Raw genomic sequence first — 15,383 nt, forward strand, 5'->3', positions numbered from 1 at the left:
GCCCTAGAAGACGAGATAGCGGGTGGCCAACTCCTCGACCAGGGGATCGTCCTCGGTGACGCGATCGAGTGCGTCCAGATCGGTGACCACCGACAGCTGTCTGGTGTCCTCCAATTCCGGATCCAGCGGGCCGTCCTCGGTCAACTGTCGCAGTAGTTTGGCGCGCACCCGCTCCTTCAACGAGTCACCCATGGGGCAAGCCTAGACGGGCGTGAGCCACGTCCCCCACGGTGTGTTGCGCAGCACGCTATAGACCACGAACAGGGCCGGCACCGCCCACGCGGTGGACAGACCGATGGAGGGCAACCGCATAGTTCGACCGCGCCAGGCGCGAATCGTCCAATCCCCCACCCACAGTGCGAAAGCCAGCACCAGCGGCAACGCCAGGATATTGCTGTGCAGCGAATCGATGAGGCGCCCCTCGGTCAGATTGTGCATGGCTCGCAGACCACCGCAGCCGGGGCAGTACCAACCCGTCAGCGCGTAGACCGGGCAGATGCCGTAGGAACCTTCCTCGTGCGGATCCCGCAGATGCAAGAGGACCAGCGCGCCCGCGCCGAGCCCGGCCACCAACAGCGGCGCCATCCTGGTCCGCCACACCGGATCCGGCCGCACCGCCGCGGAATTCGCCCCGGCCGCCGAATCGTCGTCTGGCCGCACCGAATCGGCGGAATGCGTGGTCTCCACAGGTATCCACGGTAGCCGCACCCGATTCGATATGGCATTTCCGCAGGTAGAGTACAATTTTCCGCGTGGAAGCCGCTGGTTGGACCTGGCTCGACACAGGCGGATACCCCACGGCCCGCAAACTCGAATTCGGGCATGTGGGCCACTGGCACAGCTCCCCGCACGACGACGAATCCGCCCCGCGCACCGTGGCCGTCGAGATCGATCCCGGTGACGGATCCTCGGTCGTCGTCTTCGTCCACGCGCCCGATCGCGGCGAGTTCCACCCGGACGACCAGGTCTGCCTCGTCGTTCCCGATGCCATCGCGGCCCTCTACCCCGCCCGCGCGCACCCCTCCGATCGCTTGCACTAGCTAGCACCGCGCTAGCGCGATACTGTGGCGATCGACACAAAGGAGTGCTCGATGCTGGTGAAATCCCTGCGGGCGCTGGCCTCGGTGCGCGACACCGAACCGCTCACCGCCGCATACCGCGCCCGCCTGCGCAACCGCGTCTTCGCGACCGCCGCCTTCAATCCGCCCACCGCCCGACGCGAGGTCATCCCCGTCACCACGGCCGACGGCGCCCGGTTGCGCGTGCACGCCTACGGCCCACCCGATGGTGCGCCGATCGTGTTCATTCACGGCTGGAGTTGCAGCATCGAATACTGGAACCCCCAGATCAACGCGTTCGCCGACAGGTATCGCGTCATCGCCTACGATCAGCGCGGCCACGGCGCGAGCTCCCTCGGCACGGTCGCACCCGATGCCCGCACGCTCGCGGACGATCTGACCGCCGTCCTCGACGCCACCCTCCCGCGCGGCGCGCGCGCCGTCCTCGTCGGCCACAGCATGGGCGGAATCACCATCCAGTCCTGGGCCGCCCACTATCCGAACCAGGTTCCCTTCCGCGCCAAGGCCGTTCTGCTCGCCAACACCGCGTCCGGCGGTATCCGCGCCGAAACCGAACTCTTCCCCCTCCTCAACCGGCCCCTGTTCGGCACCCGCGCACACCTGCCTTACATCTTCGCCGAGACGGCCCTCACCCTTCCCGCCCCCATCCCCGACATCCCTGCCGTCCGAACCCTTTTCCGCGACCGCATCCTCTCCCCCGCGGCCACCGCCGACGAGGTCGACTTCGCCTTCGGCATCATCCGATCTTGCCGCCCCCTCACCCGCGGCCTGCACGCCGCCGCCCTCGCCGACCTCGAACTCCCCACCGCCGCAAAACATCTCACCGTCCCCACCACCGTCATCGCAGGCTCCAAAGACCACCTACTCCCCGCCCGCCTCAACCACCCCATCCTCGACTCCCTCCCCGCCACAACCCCATACCACCTCTACCCCACCGGCCACCTCACCAACATCGAAGCCACCCCCCTCTTCAACTCCACCCTCAGCACCCTCCTCACCACCCCCGCCCGCAACGCCGTCTAGGTCAAGCTGCGGACAGGACTCCCGCACGAGCATCGCCGCCCGTGCGGCCCGATCGCGAAATCCGATACCGCCCAGCCGAACAGACGGCGCTCGGTCAGCCGACCGCTCGAGTCTCGGGCGGAGGAGCCACCCGGCGATACCGATAGTCTCCACAGCGACCTCGACGATCGACCGTTCGCCGGTGGTGACTCGGCGGACCACAGGCGGGAACCCCTTGTGCAGATGGTGCGCCATCCAACCCGAGGATTTGAAGGCGGCGCGGGCCGTTCCGGTCGACTGGGCCGAACCATGGACCACCACCCTTGCCCTGCGGTTACGCAGATTCTTGGCAAGTCGAGTGGCCCGAACTCCCCGATGGGGAGTGGATTTGGTCTCTGACCTGGAGCCGCCTAGGAGAATCGAACTCCTGACCTTTTCATTACGAGTGAAGCGCTCTACCGACTGAGCTAAGGCGGCGTGCCTCTCGGCCTCGCGAGTCTATCCTCACCCCGGCCGGATCGCGAAAACGGGTGGTCAGGGTCACGCGGATTGGGCGGAGAGGAGACCGGCGACCATGGCGGCGAGGGCGAAGCGGGGTTTCACATTGAGGTCGAGGGCCTCGCGGCAGGCGAGCACGGCCTCGATCGAGCGCAGCAGACCCTCCGGGCGGACCCGGTCGGCGAGGTCGTGGATCTGGTCGGCCATATCGGGATGGGTGAGGGCGACGCCGGTGTCGCGGCGGGCCGCGCCGAACCGGACGGCCAAGGCGTCACGGTAGACGCCCGCCACATCGATCAGGGCGCGGTCGAGAGCGTCGCGTCCGGTGCGGGTGGCGCGCGACTTCTGGCGGCGCTCCAGATCTTTCAGCACGCCCGCGGAGCCGCGGGTCGCCGAGGCTGCGCCCTTGCCCGTGCCGCCCGCACCGAGTGCGGTGGCCAACTCGTCCCGCTCGCGCTCGTCGCGTTCGGCGCTCATCTGTTTGGCCTCGTCATCGGCCGACTTCACCAACTCGTCGGCCGCCGCGTACGCCGCACCCGGCCTTGCCACGGCCGTGACCAGGGCCAGTGCCCGCCTGCGCCGCGCCCGCGCCTGCTCATCGGTGGCCAGTCGCCGCGCCCGGCCGATATGTCCGCCGCTGATCGCGGCCGCCAAGTCGGCGGTTTTCGGTTCCAGTCCGTCGCGTTCGCGCAGCACCTTCGCGATGGACGCGACGGAAGGCGTCACCAGATGCACATGCCGACATCGCGACCGCAGCGTCACCGAGATGTCCTCCGGATCCACCGAGGGCGCGCACAGCAGGAAGACGGTCCGATCCGGCGGCTCCTCCACCACCTTCAGCAGCACATTGCCCGCGGCCTCGGTCAACCTGTCCGCATCCTCGATGACCACCACCTGCCAGCGCCCGGTACTGGGCCTGCGCGCCGCGATCTGCACGATGTCGCGCATCTCCTTGGTGCTGATACTCAACCCCTCCGGCACCACGCGCCGCACATCGCCGTGCGTCCCCGCCATGGTGGTGGTGCAGGCGTGGCACTTCCCGCAGCCGGGAGTGCCCGCGTCGGTACATTGCAGCGCGGCCGCGAAGCACAGCGCGGCAACCGATCTGCCCGATCCGGGCGGCCCGGTGAACAGCCACGAATGCGTCATCGCCCCTTCGACGCGCCCTGCGCGCGCCGCGACCGCCGCAGCCGTCAACTCGGACTCGACCGCATCCTGGCCGACCAGTCGATCGAAGACACCCGCCACGCGGTACACACTAGTGGCCCCCTCGGACAGATTCAGCCAGACCCTCGGCCATGCCCTCAGGCCACACCCTTGACCCCGCCCGCCGCACCGGCGGATCGTAGGCACGGTGAGAATTCTGCTGATCACCGGTGACGCCGCCGAAGACCTCGAGGTCATGTACCCCTACCAGCGGCTCCTCGAAGAGGGGTACGAGGTCCACATCGCCGCCCCCGCCGTGAAGAAACTGCAGTTCGTCGTGCACGACTTCGTCGACGGCTTCGACACCTACACCGAGAAACTCGGCCACACCTGGCCCGCCGATATCGCCCTGGACGAGGTGAACCCGGCCGACTACGCGGCGCTGGTCATCCCCGGCGGCCGCGCCCCCGAATACCTCCGCAACAACGAAACCTGCCGAAACCTGGTGCGCCACTTCACCACCGAGCGCAAACCGATCGCCGCCCTGTGTCACGGCCCGCTCATTCTCGCGGCGGCGGGCGTGCTCACGGGCCGCTCGTGCAGCGCCTACCCGGCCTTGGCTCCGGATATCGAGGCGGTGGGCGGGAAGTTCGTCGACAGCGAGGCCCACGTCGAGGACCGCGTCGTCACCGGTCGCGCCTGGCCCGACCATCCGGCGTGGATGCGAGCCTTCCTGCAGCTGCTGCGCGAATAGCTACGCGCCGCAGGGTGTTTCAGGACTTGCCGACGCCCGTCTTCTTGGCGGCGGCCTTCTTCGCGGTGGTCTTCTTGGCCACCGTCTTGGCGGTCGTCGCTTTGGCAGCGGCAGCCTTGGCGGTCGTTTTCTTGGCCGCGGTCTTTTTCGCCGCCGCCTTCTTGGCCGTCTTCTTCACCGGACCGCGCGCGCGACGATCGGCCAGCAGTTCGGAGGCCCGCTCATCGGTGATGGATTCGACCTCGTCGCCTTTGCGCAGGCTGGCATTGGTCTCGCCGTCGGTGACATAGGGGCCGAAACGACCGTCCTTGATCACCATCGGCTTACCCGTGGCCGCGTCATTGCCGAGTTCGCGCAGCGCGGCGGTACTGGCCGCCTGCCGACCGCGGCGCTTGGGTTCGGCGTAGATCTTCAGCGCCTCGTCCAGCGTCACAGTGAAGATCTGATCCTCATCGACCAGCGACCGCGAATCGGTGCCCTTCTTCAGATACGGCCCGTAGCGGCCGTTCTGCGCGGTGATCTCCTCGCCCGAGGCCGGATCGACACCGACCACTCTGGGCAGCGCCAGCAGCTTGAGCGCGTCGTCGAGGGTGATGGCGGCGAGATCCATCGATTTGAACAGTGAACCGGTGCGCGGTTTCACCGCCGCCGCAGCCTTTTTCGCCGTTTTCTTGGCGGGAGCCGCGGACTCCTCGGCGACGGGCGCGGGAATGTTCTCGGTGACGTAGGGACCGAAACGTCCGTCCCTGGCGACGATTTCGTAGCCCGTCTCCGGGTCGGTGCCGAGTACGCGCTCCTGAGGGGTTGCGAACAACTCCTCGGCGAGCTCGAGAGTCAGCTCATCCGGCCGCAAATCGTCACGAAGATTGGCCCGCTGGGGGATCGTCTCCCCGCCCGGGTGATGGGGATCGACGATCATCCGCTCCAGGTATGGCCCGGATGTTTTACCCAACCGGACCACCACATCGCGCCCGTCCGCATCAGCGAACAGTTTGATCGAATTGATCTCCCTGGCATCGATGTCGTCGAGCCGCTCGACGACCATTCGCTGGAGCCCGCCCGAGCGCGCCACCGATCCCTCGACACCGTGCTCACCGCCGAAGTAGAAACTGGACAACCAGTTTCCGCGCTGCTCGCGCCCGCCGGCGATGGCGTCGAGGTCGTCCTCCATCGCTGCGGTGAAGTCGAGATCGACCAACCGCCCGAAGTACTTCTCCAACAACCCGATCACCACGAAGGCCACCCACGACGGCACCAGCGCCGAACCGTACTTGTCGACATAGCCGCGGTCGAGGATGGTCTTGATGATCGACGAATACGTCGAGGGACGGCCGATACCCAACTCCTCCAGCGCCTTGATCAGCGACGCTTCGGTGTATCTGGCGGGCGGATTGGTGCTGTGCCCATCGGGACTAAGCTCCAATGCCGTGACGCCCTGGCCCTGTTCCAGTGCGGGCAAACGGGATTCGGCGTCGTCGGATTGGCCGCCCGCCTCCTCGTCCACGCTCTCGACATACGCCTTGAGGAATCCGGCGAAGGTGATGGTGCGGCCCGAGGCCGAAAACACGCACTCCTCGCCCGAGTCGGCAACCCCGGTGATCCGAAGCGTCAGCGTGGTCCCCCTGGCATCGGCCATCTGCGAGGCGACGGTGCGCTGCCAGATCAGCTCGTAGAGCCGGAATTCGTCGTGGCTGAGCCGCCCGTGCAACTGGCCGGGCGTGGCGAAGGTATCGCCCGCAGGCCGGATCGCCTCGTGCGCCTCCTGCGCATTCTTGACCTTGCGGTTGTACTGCCGCGGCGTCGGATGCACGAATTCCGCGCCGTAGAGCTGCGTGGCCTGTGACCGCGCTGCGGCGATAGCCGACTCGGACAACGTGGTCGAGTCGGTACGCATATAGGTGATGTATCCGTTCTCATACAGCCCCTGCGCCACCCGCATGGTTTTGTCGGAGGTGAAGCGCAGCTTGCGGCCCGCCTCCTGCTGCAGAGTCGAAGTCATGAACGGCGGATACGGCTTGCGGGTGTAGGGCTTGGACTCCACCGAGGACACCGCAAAATCCGCACTGTCCAGCGCCGCGGCCAACCGCCCCGCGTATGTCTCGTCCAGTACAACGACGCCACTGGTCGTCTTGAGTTGTCCGTCCGAGCCGAAATCCCGGCCGACGGCCACCCGTGCGCCGTCTACCTGGACCAGCCGAGCCCCGAAGCTTCGCGGGTTGGTGGCATCGCCGTCGACGCCCGCATCGAACCTCGCCGCGATATCCCAGTACTGCGCGGAGCGGAACTCCATCCGCTCGCGTTCGCGCTGCACGATGATTCGTGTCGCCACCGACTGCACCCGGCCCGCCGACAGCCGCGGCTTGACCTTCTTCCAGAGCACCGGGCTGACCTCATAGCCATACAGCCGGTCCAGGATGCGGCGCGTCTCCTGCGCGTCGACCAAGTCGGGATCCAGTTCGCGGGTATCGGCGGCTGCGGCCAAAATGGCCGGCTCGGTGATCTCATGGAAGACCATCCGGCGCACCGGCACCTTCGGCTTGAGCGTCTCGAGCAGGTGCCAGGCGATGGCCTCGCCCTCGCGGTCGGGGTCGGTGGCCAGGTAGAGCTCGTCGGCATCCTGTAGCAGGCTCTTGAGCTCGCTGACCTTCACCTTCTTATCAGGACTCACCACGTAAATGGGCTTGAAGTCATGATCGATATCTACGCCATACCGCGCCCACCATTCGCCCTTGTATTTGGCGGGCACATCGGCGGCGCCGCTCGGCAGGTCGCGAATGTGACCGACCGACGCCTCCACCGTGTAGTTGCGGCCCAGATACGGAGCGATCTTGCGGGCCTTGGTTGGGGACTCGACGATCACGAGACGACGCAGGGGACGGCCCTGGTCGGCTGCACCGCGGTCTCGTGTTGCCACCGGCGAATCAACCTTTCCTTCTCGGCCCGCGCGACGCTGGTGCGCCGGGATGCGCGGTGTGGGGCAAGCGGTGGCGACGGCGGAACGTCGCTACCAGACACGTTTATACCCTGACGCTGCGTGCGGTCGAGCGCTTGCGACCCGGACCACCGAGCGTACGCGCGTCATCGGGCACCAGTATGCAGTGTTTTATTCGCCGCGCGTTCACGCGGCGTGTTCGAATCGGCCGGATGCCCCCGGATACAGTTCGTCCCTCACCCCGTTCACATGGGTGAGGGACGAACTGATGGAACTTGCGCCGCTCAGCTGAGCGCGCGAACTCCGGTGGCCTGCGGGCCCTTGGTGCCCTGGCCGACCTCGAACTCGACCTTCTGGTTCTCCTCGAGGGTGCGGAAGCCCGACCCCTGGATTTCGGAGTAGTGGACGAAGACGTCAGCGGAGCCGTCCTCCGGCGCGATGAAGCCGAACCCCTTCTCCGCGTTGAACCACTTCACAGTTCCCTGTGCCATTCTGTTCCTTCTCTTTTCTTACCGGAACGGCGGACAACTGGGTTCGTCCACCGGGTCCGTTCCGACCGCTGTACTGTTGGTTCCCCCTGCTAGGAAAGCACCAAGCACACCGTTCGCAACATCGATCCTGCTGACGGTTTGGACTTTGGATCCGTCCCTCGAACACAGAAGCTTGCGACCAGGAACCAGTGAACCATGTCTTCGCGCAATTCAACAGTCGAGTTACCGACAATTTGCAAAAAAGTTGATCTTGCGAATGCGCAGGTGAGGGACACAATGCCGGAATCCAGACTTCTGGTTCGTTTGCCTCCCGATAACCGAGTGGGCGTTCGGCAAACACGCTGTGACCCAGGTCGCTATTGGGTATCGAAATGGCTGGTGAGGCTTCTCAACCGTTCACGTTTCACACTTTCCTGGCGTGTCGCGGATCGTGTCGCATGAAACCGACCGACCGGACCACCGGGAAAACGGTCGATCCCGGCCTCCGCCGCGACGGATCGTTGCTGAATCGTGTCCTGACCGGACTGCCCGACGCGCACACCCGATTGACCCATGCCGCCGAACTCCCCGCGCGCCCGGCACGACATGCCGAATGGCCGGCATGGGCCGCCCCGGACGTCGTCTCGGCACTGCGGACCAGCGGTATCGACACGCCGTGGATACATCAGACGGCGACTGCAGAGCACGCCGTCAACGGCATCGACGTCGTGGTCAGCACCGGGACCGCATCCGGCAAATCCCTCGGCTATCAATTGCCCGTACTGACCGCATTGCGCGACGATCCTCGGGCCACGGCCCTGTATATCGCGCCGACCAAAGCGCTCGGGGCCGACCAATTGCGCACAGTCGGCGCGCTGACCCACGAGGGTCCGCTGCGGGAAATCCATCCGGCGGCCTATGACGGCGACACCCCTGCCGAGATCAGGCAGTGGGTCCGGGCCAATGCCCGCTGGATCTTCACCAACCCGGACATGCTGCACGTCGGACTGCTGCGCTCGCATCAGCGCTGGGCCAGGGTGTTGCGCAGGCTGCAGTACGTCGTGGTCGACGAATGCCACGCCTACCGGGGAGTCTTCGGCTCACACGTGGCGCTGGTGCTGCGCAGACTGCGCCGCCTGGCCGCCCACTACGGGGCGAGTCCGGTCTTCGTGCTCTGCTCGGCGACCACCGCCGAACCCGCCGCGGCCGCGAGCCGTTTGATCGGCGCGCCCTGCGTGGCCGTCACCGAGGACGGGTCACCGCAGGGGGCGCGCACGGTGGCTCTCTGGGAGCCGCCGCTGCTCACGGCGGTGACCGGGGAGAACGGCGCGCCGGTACGGCGAGCGGCGACGGCCGAGGCAGGCCGCATCATGGCCGACCTGGTCGCCGAGGGCGCGCGCACGCTCACCTTCGTGCGGTCCCGGCGCGGCGCGGAAGTCGTCGCCATGGAGACCCGCAGGCTGCTCGCGGAGGTCGATGCGACGCTGGTCGGACGGATCGCGGCCTATCGGGCCGGGTACCTCGCCGAGGATCGACGGGCGCTGGAGACCGCGCTCGCCGACGGGTCGCTGCTCGGGGCCGCGACCACGAACGCGCTGGAACTCGGCGTCGATATCGCCGGATTGGATGCCGTGGTGCTCGCGGGCTTTCCGGGGACTGTCGCCTCCTTCTGGCAGCAGGTGGGTCGGGCGGGGCGACGTACACAGGGAGCGCTCGCAGTGCTCGTGGCCAGGGATGATCCGCTCGACACCTACCTCGTGCACCACCCCGAGGCGCTGTTGGACAAGCCGGTCGAGGCCACCATCACCGATCCGCGCAACCCCTACGTGCTCGGTCCGCAACTGCTGTGCGCCGCACTGGAACTACCACTCACCGATATCGAAGTGACGGAATACGGCGCGGCAGGGGTGCTGCGCGAACTCGCCGCACAGGGGCACATTCGGCGACGCGAAACCAACGGTCGCGGCGCGCGCTGGTACGTCACCGCCGACGCGCAGCCGCACGACGCCGTCGATGTGCGCGGCGGTCTCGGTACGCCGATCGCGATCGTCGACGCCGAGACCGGCAGGCTGCTCGGGACCGCCGACGCCGGGCGGGCGGCGGCCACCCTGCACGACGGCGCGGTTCACCTGCACCAGGGCGAGACCTACCTGGTCGACGAACTCGACCTCGAGGGCGGCGTTGCCTTCGTACGGCACGGTGATCCGGGATGGATCACCAGTGCGCGTCAGCTCACCTCGATATCGATGGACGGCATTATCGAGCGCCGCGCACACGGTCCGGTGACCATGGGGTTGGCGCGGGTCCGGGTGACCAGTCAGGTCACCGGCTACCTGCGAAAACTGCCCACCGGGGAGGTGCTCGACCTCGTCGAGTTGGATCTGCCCGCGCAGACGCTGCCCACCCACGCCGTGTTCTATACCGTGACGCCGGATCTGCTCGCCCGGATCGGGATCGAATCGAGTCGGGCACCGGGTGCGCTGCACGCCGCCGAGCACGCCGCCATCGGCCTGTTACCGCTGGTCGCGACGTGCGACCGCTGGGATATCGGCGGTGTGTCGACGGCCGAGCATCCGGATACCGGGCTGCCGACGGTCTTCGTCTACGACGGGCAGCCCGGCGGCGCGGGATTCGCCGAACGGGGATTCGGCCGGGTAGGCGACTGGCTCGGCGCCACCCTCGCGGCCATCGACTCGTGCGGGTGCGCGGCCGGATGTCCCTCCTGCGTCCAGTCGCCCAAGTGCGGCAACGGGAACCATCCACTCGACAAGGCGGGGGCCGCGCGACTGCTCGCGGCCGTGCTCACCGAACTGGACCGGGCCGAAGATCAAGATCTCGCGTGCGAATCGTAATCCGATCGCGCCCGCAGCGTGACCTATCGATCATCGCGCTGCGAACTTCCGGCAGCGACGCACTGCGGCTCGAATAAAGAGGAATAAATTCATGTTAACTGACGTATTGCCAAGTGCGCACCTCACCCGATATGGATTACCCGGCGATTCAACTTTCACCGATAATGCGGACAATGATCTGTTCACAATTTGACACTTCGGGAATTCATGGAATTTCCGTGGCCGGATCAACCTCTTCGGCCGGCCCCGCCCGCGCGATCGCCCGTATCGTTCGCACTCCGAACAGACCCATTGGTATTTTCTCAGTGATCTTTAAGGTGACATCCCAACCACTCACCTCGCACCCTTCCAGGTGGAACTTCATCCGCCCCGCGATTTCCCCCGCCGCCGCGCACCCAGCCTCGACACCTCCCTCCAACGCGCCCGCCCCCGCCAATGCCCCGAGGTCAGCTGCCGCCTGCGCCCGATGCCTGGCGACCACCACGGCACCCACCTGCCCGATCAGCACCGTCACCGTGATGAGCCCCACCAAAGCCGAACAGGCCAACACCGTCGCCCCGCCCGTCACATCGCGCACAAAGATGACGAACCGCCCCCACGATCGAGCCGGGATAGCGGCTCTCGCTTGCAGGAGGCGCTGTATCCCCGAGCGCACAGGCGCTGTGACCCGCGCCACGTGACGGCCGAGCCGGACCACGAGCGATTCCCACGCTCCCGCCGAGGCGAGAGCACACGCCCACCGACGGGCAGCCTGTTGATTGGCCGCCACCATCGTGAAGAGCATCACGCCGACGAAGTGGACGGCCGCTGCGATCCGCCGGCAGGTACTCGCGGCTGTCGCTACCAGAGCGACGGAGTTGGCCGGATAGCGCCGCAGTGTTGGTGTGGTGGCTCGGGAAGAACCCTGCCGAGTTGCCCCCGTGTCGTCCTCAGCGGGATGGAGGCCACCACCCCCACAGTTGGTGGGGGCCGCGTACCCACCGCCGCCGGCGCGGCCACCGCGACAGGCCTTGTCGTGTGGTTGGTCATGGTGTGGGGTCCGGTTCGTTGGCGGCGATGGCTTCGGCGCGGAGGCGCAGGCCGGGGAGTAGGTGGGTGCGGGCCGTAACGACGGCGGTCCAATGGTCGGCGTCGGCACGGAGGGAGATCTCGGCGGCGGGCGGAGCGACACGGCGGGCGGCGTCGAGTGCGGTCGCGCGGTCGCCGCGCGCGGCCAGGCGGGCCGCTTCGCGGGCGGCGTCGACACAGCGCACCTGGGTCGACGCCGCCAGCAGGGCACCCAGGCACAGCACGACCGCCAGTACGACCGCGGTGAGAGCGATGGCCGCCTCCACCGTGACCGCACCTGCATCGCGGGCGAAACACGTTGCGCCACGGCGAATCTCCGGGTCTACACCTTGGTGTTCAGGGCACGGTCGATTATCTTGGTCAGCGCGTTGACGATGCTGTCGCCGGTCACCACTCCGTAAAGGATCGCGCCGAAGGCGGCTGCCGCCACGGTGCCCACCGCATACTCCGCGGTACTCATACCGTCCTCGGCGACGATGACTTCGGCCAGGCGTATGCGCAGTTCGCGCGCAGTGCTCGACAGCGCGGTGCGCGTGCGCGCCCGGATTGCTTTCAGAGGCATGTTCTTCCCCTTTCCTACGGTCCGAACGGCCGATCCGCCCGGATTGTCGGTTTGTTCGCGAGGGCCTGACGCTGAGGGCGGTACCGAACAGACTCGCGCGCGGCGCGGACAACACCCACATCACCGAATCGAGCGGCCTGGACGACACTCGCATCACCGGGTCGCGCGGCATGAACGACACCCACACCACCCGACTGAGCAGCCTGAACGACACCCGCATCACCGGGGTGAAGCGGGTCGGTGTCACAGCAGCCCACCATCGAGCACCCGGCCTGCCAGTCCGATCACCACGGGCACGATGCCGAGGCAGACGAAGGCGGGGAGGAAGCACAGGCCGAGCGGGCCGCCGATGAGCACACCCGCACGTTCCGCCCGCGCGGCGGCAGCATCCTCGACTACGGCTCGCCGCTGCTCGGCCAATTCGCCCACCGCGACCGCCAGCGATGCGCCGGACCGCGCCGAGCGGCGAGCCATCCGCGCCAGGGTCGTCACCTCGGCCGCGCCCGGCGCCTCGCGGGCCGCCAACTCCCATGCGGCGGTCGCGTCGGCACCCAGCGACAACAGGTCTGCCGCGCGCAGGAGCGCGGCGCCCAACGGCGCGGGCGCTCCCGAGGCGACCGCCCGCGCCGCCCCTGCCATGGGCAGCCCCGCCCGCAGACATGCCGCCAGCAGATCGAATGTGGAAGCCACCGCCAACGGATCTCCGCCGTCCTTCGCCACGACCCGCCGCGTCCGCTCCACCACCCGCACCCACCCCAACCCGCGCAACCGCCTGCGCACCGACACCCGCCCCGGCAGCAGCACGAGCGCCACCGCAATCAGCAGAACCGGCACCCCGCCCGTCATCCCGACCGCCCCCTCCGATACCACGAATTCCCCTAGCGGACCCCAACTTCCACCCGCCATGCGAGTTGTCCACAGTCGTCCACATCATCGGAACTCGCCTCCGCGCTCGCAGGCGACGGACCTGCGCAAGATCAGCGCTACTTGCCTCCGCAGCATCGAAACCTGCTGCCGCCGCACCGCATCGGGCATCCGCCTGCGTGGGCCGACACCGACGCAGGTCCTGCCGATGCTGCGTACGCCTCCAATGAACCGGTGCGGACGACGCACCCCAGCCCGGATGCGGATCGCGAAATCGTCCAACCGGTCGACGATGGCGCGAGACCTGCCGATGCGCATATCGGTACTCAACAAAGGAGTATTGGTGCCGAAAGCCGCATCGCGGACCAGACGAACAACCAAGCGAGCACACGGCGGCGCGAACCCCACCGGTGACCACATCGGCAACCAAAACGGCAGCACCGGCGCGAAGACCACATCGCGAATGGCAAGGACGCCTCCGCCGGCCGACGGTGACGCGGGTCCCACCGGTACCCACATCGGCAACAGGCGCGGCGGTCTTCGGTACCGCAGGATCCATGCGCACTACGAATCGCGGGCCAACCCATCTGGGCTGACACTGGTCCGGGTTCTGGCACCGATGCACGGGCAGCGGCGCGAGCCCTTCGCAGATCGCGAAAACGCCGAGGCCGACCGACGGTGCCACGGGGCCTGCCGGGTCCGCATCGACATCTGACACATCGATGTCGATGCCAGCGGGTTCATTTGCCTCGCAGATCGCGGGAACACCCGTCTGCGCATGCACCGGCGCAGACTCAGGTACCGACACATGCGCAACAGTTCGAACGCGGCACGCATCACGAGAACGCCGGGGCAAGTCAACGGTCAAGCAAGACCTGCCAACGCCCACACCTGAATCCGACACGGCGGTGGTCGGTCCAGAGCGTCGCGGCACATCGCGGATCGTGGGCACACTTGTCCGGGCATGCACCAACGCAGATTCGGGCACCGACACCTGCGCAACGACTCGAACGCGACACGCATCACAAGAACGCAGAGGCAAGTCAACGGCCGACCGAGACCAGCCAATACCCCCGTCTGAGTCCGACACGGCGAGGGTGGATCCAGCGAATCTCCGCACATCGCGGATCGGGAGAACAACTATGCGGGCAGGCACCGGTACCGGTACGTGTGCGGCGGCTCGAGCGCGGTGCCGGTGGTGTCCCCTCCAACGTTTCGCCACCGGCGGTGCGCCGAGCAGATCTTGGTGGATGAACATCTACGAGCCGATCGTTTCGGAGCGGTTGGCCAACGAGGCCGCTCGCATTGATGGGCCGTGCGGTGGGGTGGAGTGGTTGTGGTTGTGGTTGTGGTTCATATCAGTACCTTTCGGGTGATTACGTCTGTCCACAGGAGGCCGCAGCAGGCCAGGGCGGAGCCGAGTGGGAGGAGGATCGTTCCGGTAGGGGAGGCGAACAGGACGTGTAGTGGGGCGGCACCCATGAGTTGGCCGAGGGTCAGGCCCAGGAGGGGGAGACCGGCGAGGACGGTTGCGCTGGCTCGGGCGCCGGCGAGTGCGGCTGTGGTTCGGGCGCGGAAACGGATACGGGACAGCAGGTCGGTGCGGGCGGCGGCCAGTAGCTCGGCCAGGGCGAGGCCGTGCTGGTCGGCGACGCGCCATGCGCCGGCGATGCGGGACAGTTCCGGAGCCACTATCGAATTGGGGGAAAGCAGGCCATCGGCCGCTGAGCCGCCGAGTCTGCCGCGCGCGGCGCAGGTCGACAGCGCCCACGCCGCCTCTCCCGCCACCTCGGCCGATGCCAGTTCGGCGGCGGTGCTCGGGTGCGCACCGACGCGCAGTTCCGCGACCGTGGCCTCGAGTGCTTCCAACAGTCGGTCGCATTCGACCTCGCGTCGTCGTTGCGCGTCCGACCGCCGCAGCCGCATCGACAATGTGCCCGCGACGAGCGTCGCCGCCACCGCAGGCCCCATGCCCAGCCCGAGCGCACCGAGCACCACCAATGCGGCACCGCCTCGAATTACCCTGCTCTGCACGAATTTTCGAGTACCGGTTGTAGTCCGGAACAGCGCGGCGGACCGACGTCGCGCCCGCGACACCGGCAGCGTCAGCAGCGCGATCGCCGAACATGCGAGCGCCAGACTCATCGACGCATCCG

At 67.5% G+C, this 15,383-nt stretch carries 15 protein-coding genes and 1 tRNA gene; 5 read left to right on the top strand and 11 right to left on the bottom strand.

The features are described 5' to 3' along the window. Positions 1 to 3 precede the first annotated feature (3 nt). The gene (locus tag D5S18_RS06365; protein ID WP_120038889.1) at positions 4 to 192 is read right to left on the bottom strand and encodes a hypothetical protein; all 189 of its coding nucleotides are present in this window, start codon (positions 190 to 192) and stop codon (positions 4 to 6) included. A gap of 9 nt (positions 193 to 201) precedes the next feature. Then, complete coding sequence (locus D5S18_RS06370) at positions 202 to 687, bottom strand: DUF2752 domain-containing protein (protein ID WP_239003580.1); 486 nt, start codon at positions 685 to 687, stop codon at positions 202 to 204. Between the two features lie 65 nt (positions 688 to 752). Between D5S18_RS06370 and D5S18_RS06375 the strand changes: the two genes are divergently transcribed. Both D5S18_RS06375 and D5S18_RS06380 read left to right on the top strand, forming a co-directional pair. After that, a complete protein-coding gene (locus tag D5S18_RS06375; protein ID WP_120038890.1) occupies positions 753 to 1,040 on the top strand; it encodes a hypothetical protein in 288 nt (95 codons plus the stop codon). Between the two features lie 51 nt (positions 1,041 to 1,091). After that, on the top strand, positions 1,092 to 2,102 hold the full coding sequence (locus tag D5S18_RS06380; protein WP_120038891.1) for an alpha/beta fold hydrolase: 1,011 nt from the start codon (positions 1,092 to 1,094) through the stop codon (positions 2,100 to 2,102). A 380-nt stretch (positions 2,103 to 2,482) separates the two neighbouring features. Here D5S18_RS06380 and D5S18_RS06385 read toward each other — a convergent pair. Both D5S18_RS06385 and D5S18_RS06390 read right to left on the bottom strand, forming a co-directional pair. Continuing rightward, positions 2,483 to 2,558: transfer RNA gene (locus D5S18_RS06385), tRNA-Thr, on the bottom strand. Positions 2,559 to 2,621: 63 nt separating this feature from the next. Continuing rightward, a complete protein-coding gene (locus D5S18_RS06390) occupies positions 2,622 to 3,827 on the bottom strand; it encodes a DNA polymerase III subunit delta' (RefSeq protein WP_120039031.1) in 1,206 nt (401 codons plus the stop codon). 106 nt (positions 3,828 to 3,933) lie between these two features. Between D5S18_RS06390 and D5S18_RS06395 the strand changes: the two genes are divergently transcribed. After that, complete coding sequence (locus D5S18_RS06395; protein ID WP_203236633.1) at positions 3,934 to 4,479, top strand: DJ-1/PfpI family protein; 546 nt, start codon at positions 3,934 to 3,936, stop codon at positions 4,477 to 4,479. Between the two features lie 19 nt (positions 4,480 to 4,498). On the opposite strand, the gene topA is transcribed toward D5S18_RS06395, so the two are convergent. Both topA and D5S18_RS06405 read right to left on the bottom strand, forming a co-directional pair. Continuing rightward, positions 4,499 to 7,393, bottom strand: a complete 2,895-nt coding sequence (gene topA / locus D5S18_RS06400) for a type I DNA topoisomerase (protein ID WP_120038893.1) — start codon at positions 7,391 to 7,393, stop codon at positions 4,499 to 4,501. 302 nt (positions 7,394 to 7,695) lie between these two features. Next, positions 7,696 to 7,902, bottom strand: a complete 207-nt coding sequence (locus D5S18_RS06405; RefSeq protein WP_011206895.1) for a cold-shock protein — start codon at positions 7,900 to 7,902, stop codon at positions 7,696 to 7,698. Between the two features lie 437 nt (positions 7,903 to 8,339). On the opposite strand from D5S18_RS06405, the gene D5S18_RS06410 reads away from it, so the two are divergent. Next, positions 8,340 to 10,733, top strand: coding sequence for a DEAD/DEAH box helicase (locus D5S18_RS06410; RefSeq protein ID WP_120038894.1), 2,394 nt, complete (start codon positions 8,340 to 8,342; stop codon positions 10,731 to 10,733). 205 nt (positions 10,734 to 10,938) lie between these two features. Here the strand turns inward: D5S18_RS06410 and D5S18_RS06415 are convergent, their stop codons facing one another. The 4 genes from D5S18_RS06415 to D5S18_RS06430 form a co-directional block, all read right to left on the bottom strand. After that, complete coding sequence (locus tag D5S18_RS06415; protein WP_345789700.1) at positions 10,939 to 11,310, bottom strand: Rv3654c family TadE-like protein; 372 nt, start codon at positions 11,308 to 11,310, stop codon at positions 10,939 to 10,941. Positions 11,311 to 11,758: 448 nt separating this feature from the next. Continuing rightward, positions 11,759 to 12,067, bottom strand: a complete 309-nt coding sequence (locus D5S18_RS06420) for a TadE family type IV pilus minor pilin (RefSeq protein WP_239003581.1) — start codon at positions 12,065 to 12,067, stop codon at positions 11,759 to 11,761. A 56-nt stretch (positions 12,068 to 12,123) separates the two neighbouring features. After that, the gene (locus D5S18_RS36075; protein ID WP_120038895.1) at positions 12,124 to 12,363 is read right to left on the bottom strand and encodes a DUF4244 domain-containing protein; all 240 of its coding nucleotides are present in this window, start codon (positions 12,361 to 12,363) and stop codon (positions 12,124 to 12,126) included. 243 nt (positions 12,364 to 12,606) lie between these two features. Next, positions 12,607 to 13,209 carry a type II secretion system F family protein gene (locus D5S18_RS06430; protein WP_120038896.1) on the bottom strand — a complete coding sequence of 201 codons (603 nt, stop codon included), beginning with the start codon at positions 13,207 to 13,209 and terminating at the stop codon, positions 12,607 to 12,609. 277 nt (positions 13,210 to 13,486) lie between these two features. Here D5S18_RS06430 and D5S18_RS34365 point away from each other — a divergent pair, with 277 nt between their 5' ends. After that, on the top strand, positions 13,487 to 13,942 hold the full coding sequence (locus D5S18_RS34365) for a hypothetical protein (RefSeq protein WP_147403864.1): 456 nt from the start codon (positions 13,487 to 13,489) through the stop codon (positions 13,940 to 13,942). A gap of 638 nt (positions 13,943 to 14,580) precedes the next feature. Here the strand turns inward: D5S18_RS34365 and D5S18_RS06440 are convergent. Next, positions 14,581 to 15,372, bottom strand: a complete 792-nt coding sequence (locus D5S18_RS06440; protein ID WP_120038898.1) for a type II secretion system F family protein — start codon at positions 15,370 to 15,372, stop codon at positions 14,581 to 14,583. Positions 15,373 to 15,383: the final 11 nt, after the last annotated feature.

Origin of the sequence: Nocardia panacis (genome assembly GCF_003598715.1) — a bacterium.
GTDB classification, from domain to species: domain Bacteria; phylum Actinomycetota; class Actinomycetes; order Mycobacteriales; family Mycobacteriaceae; genus Nocardia; species Nocardia panacis.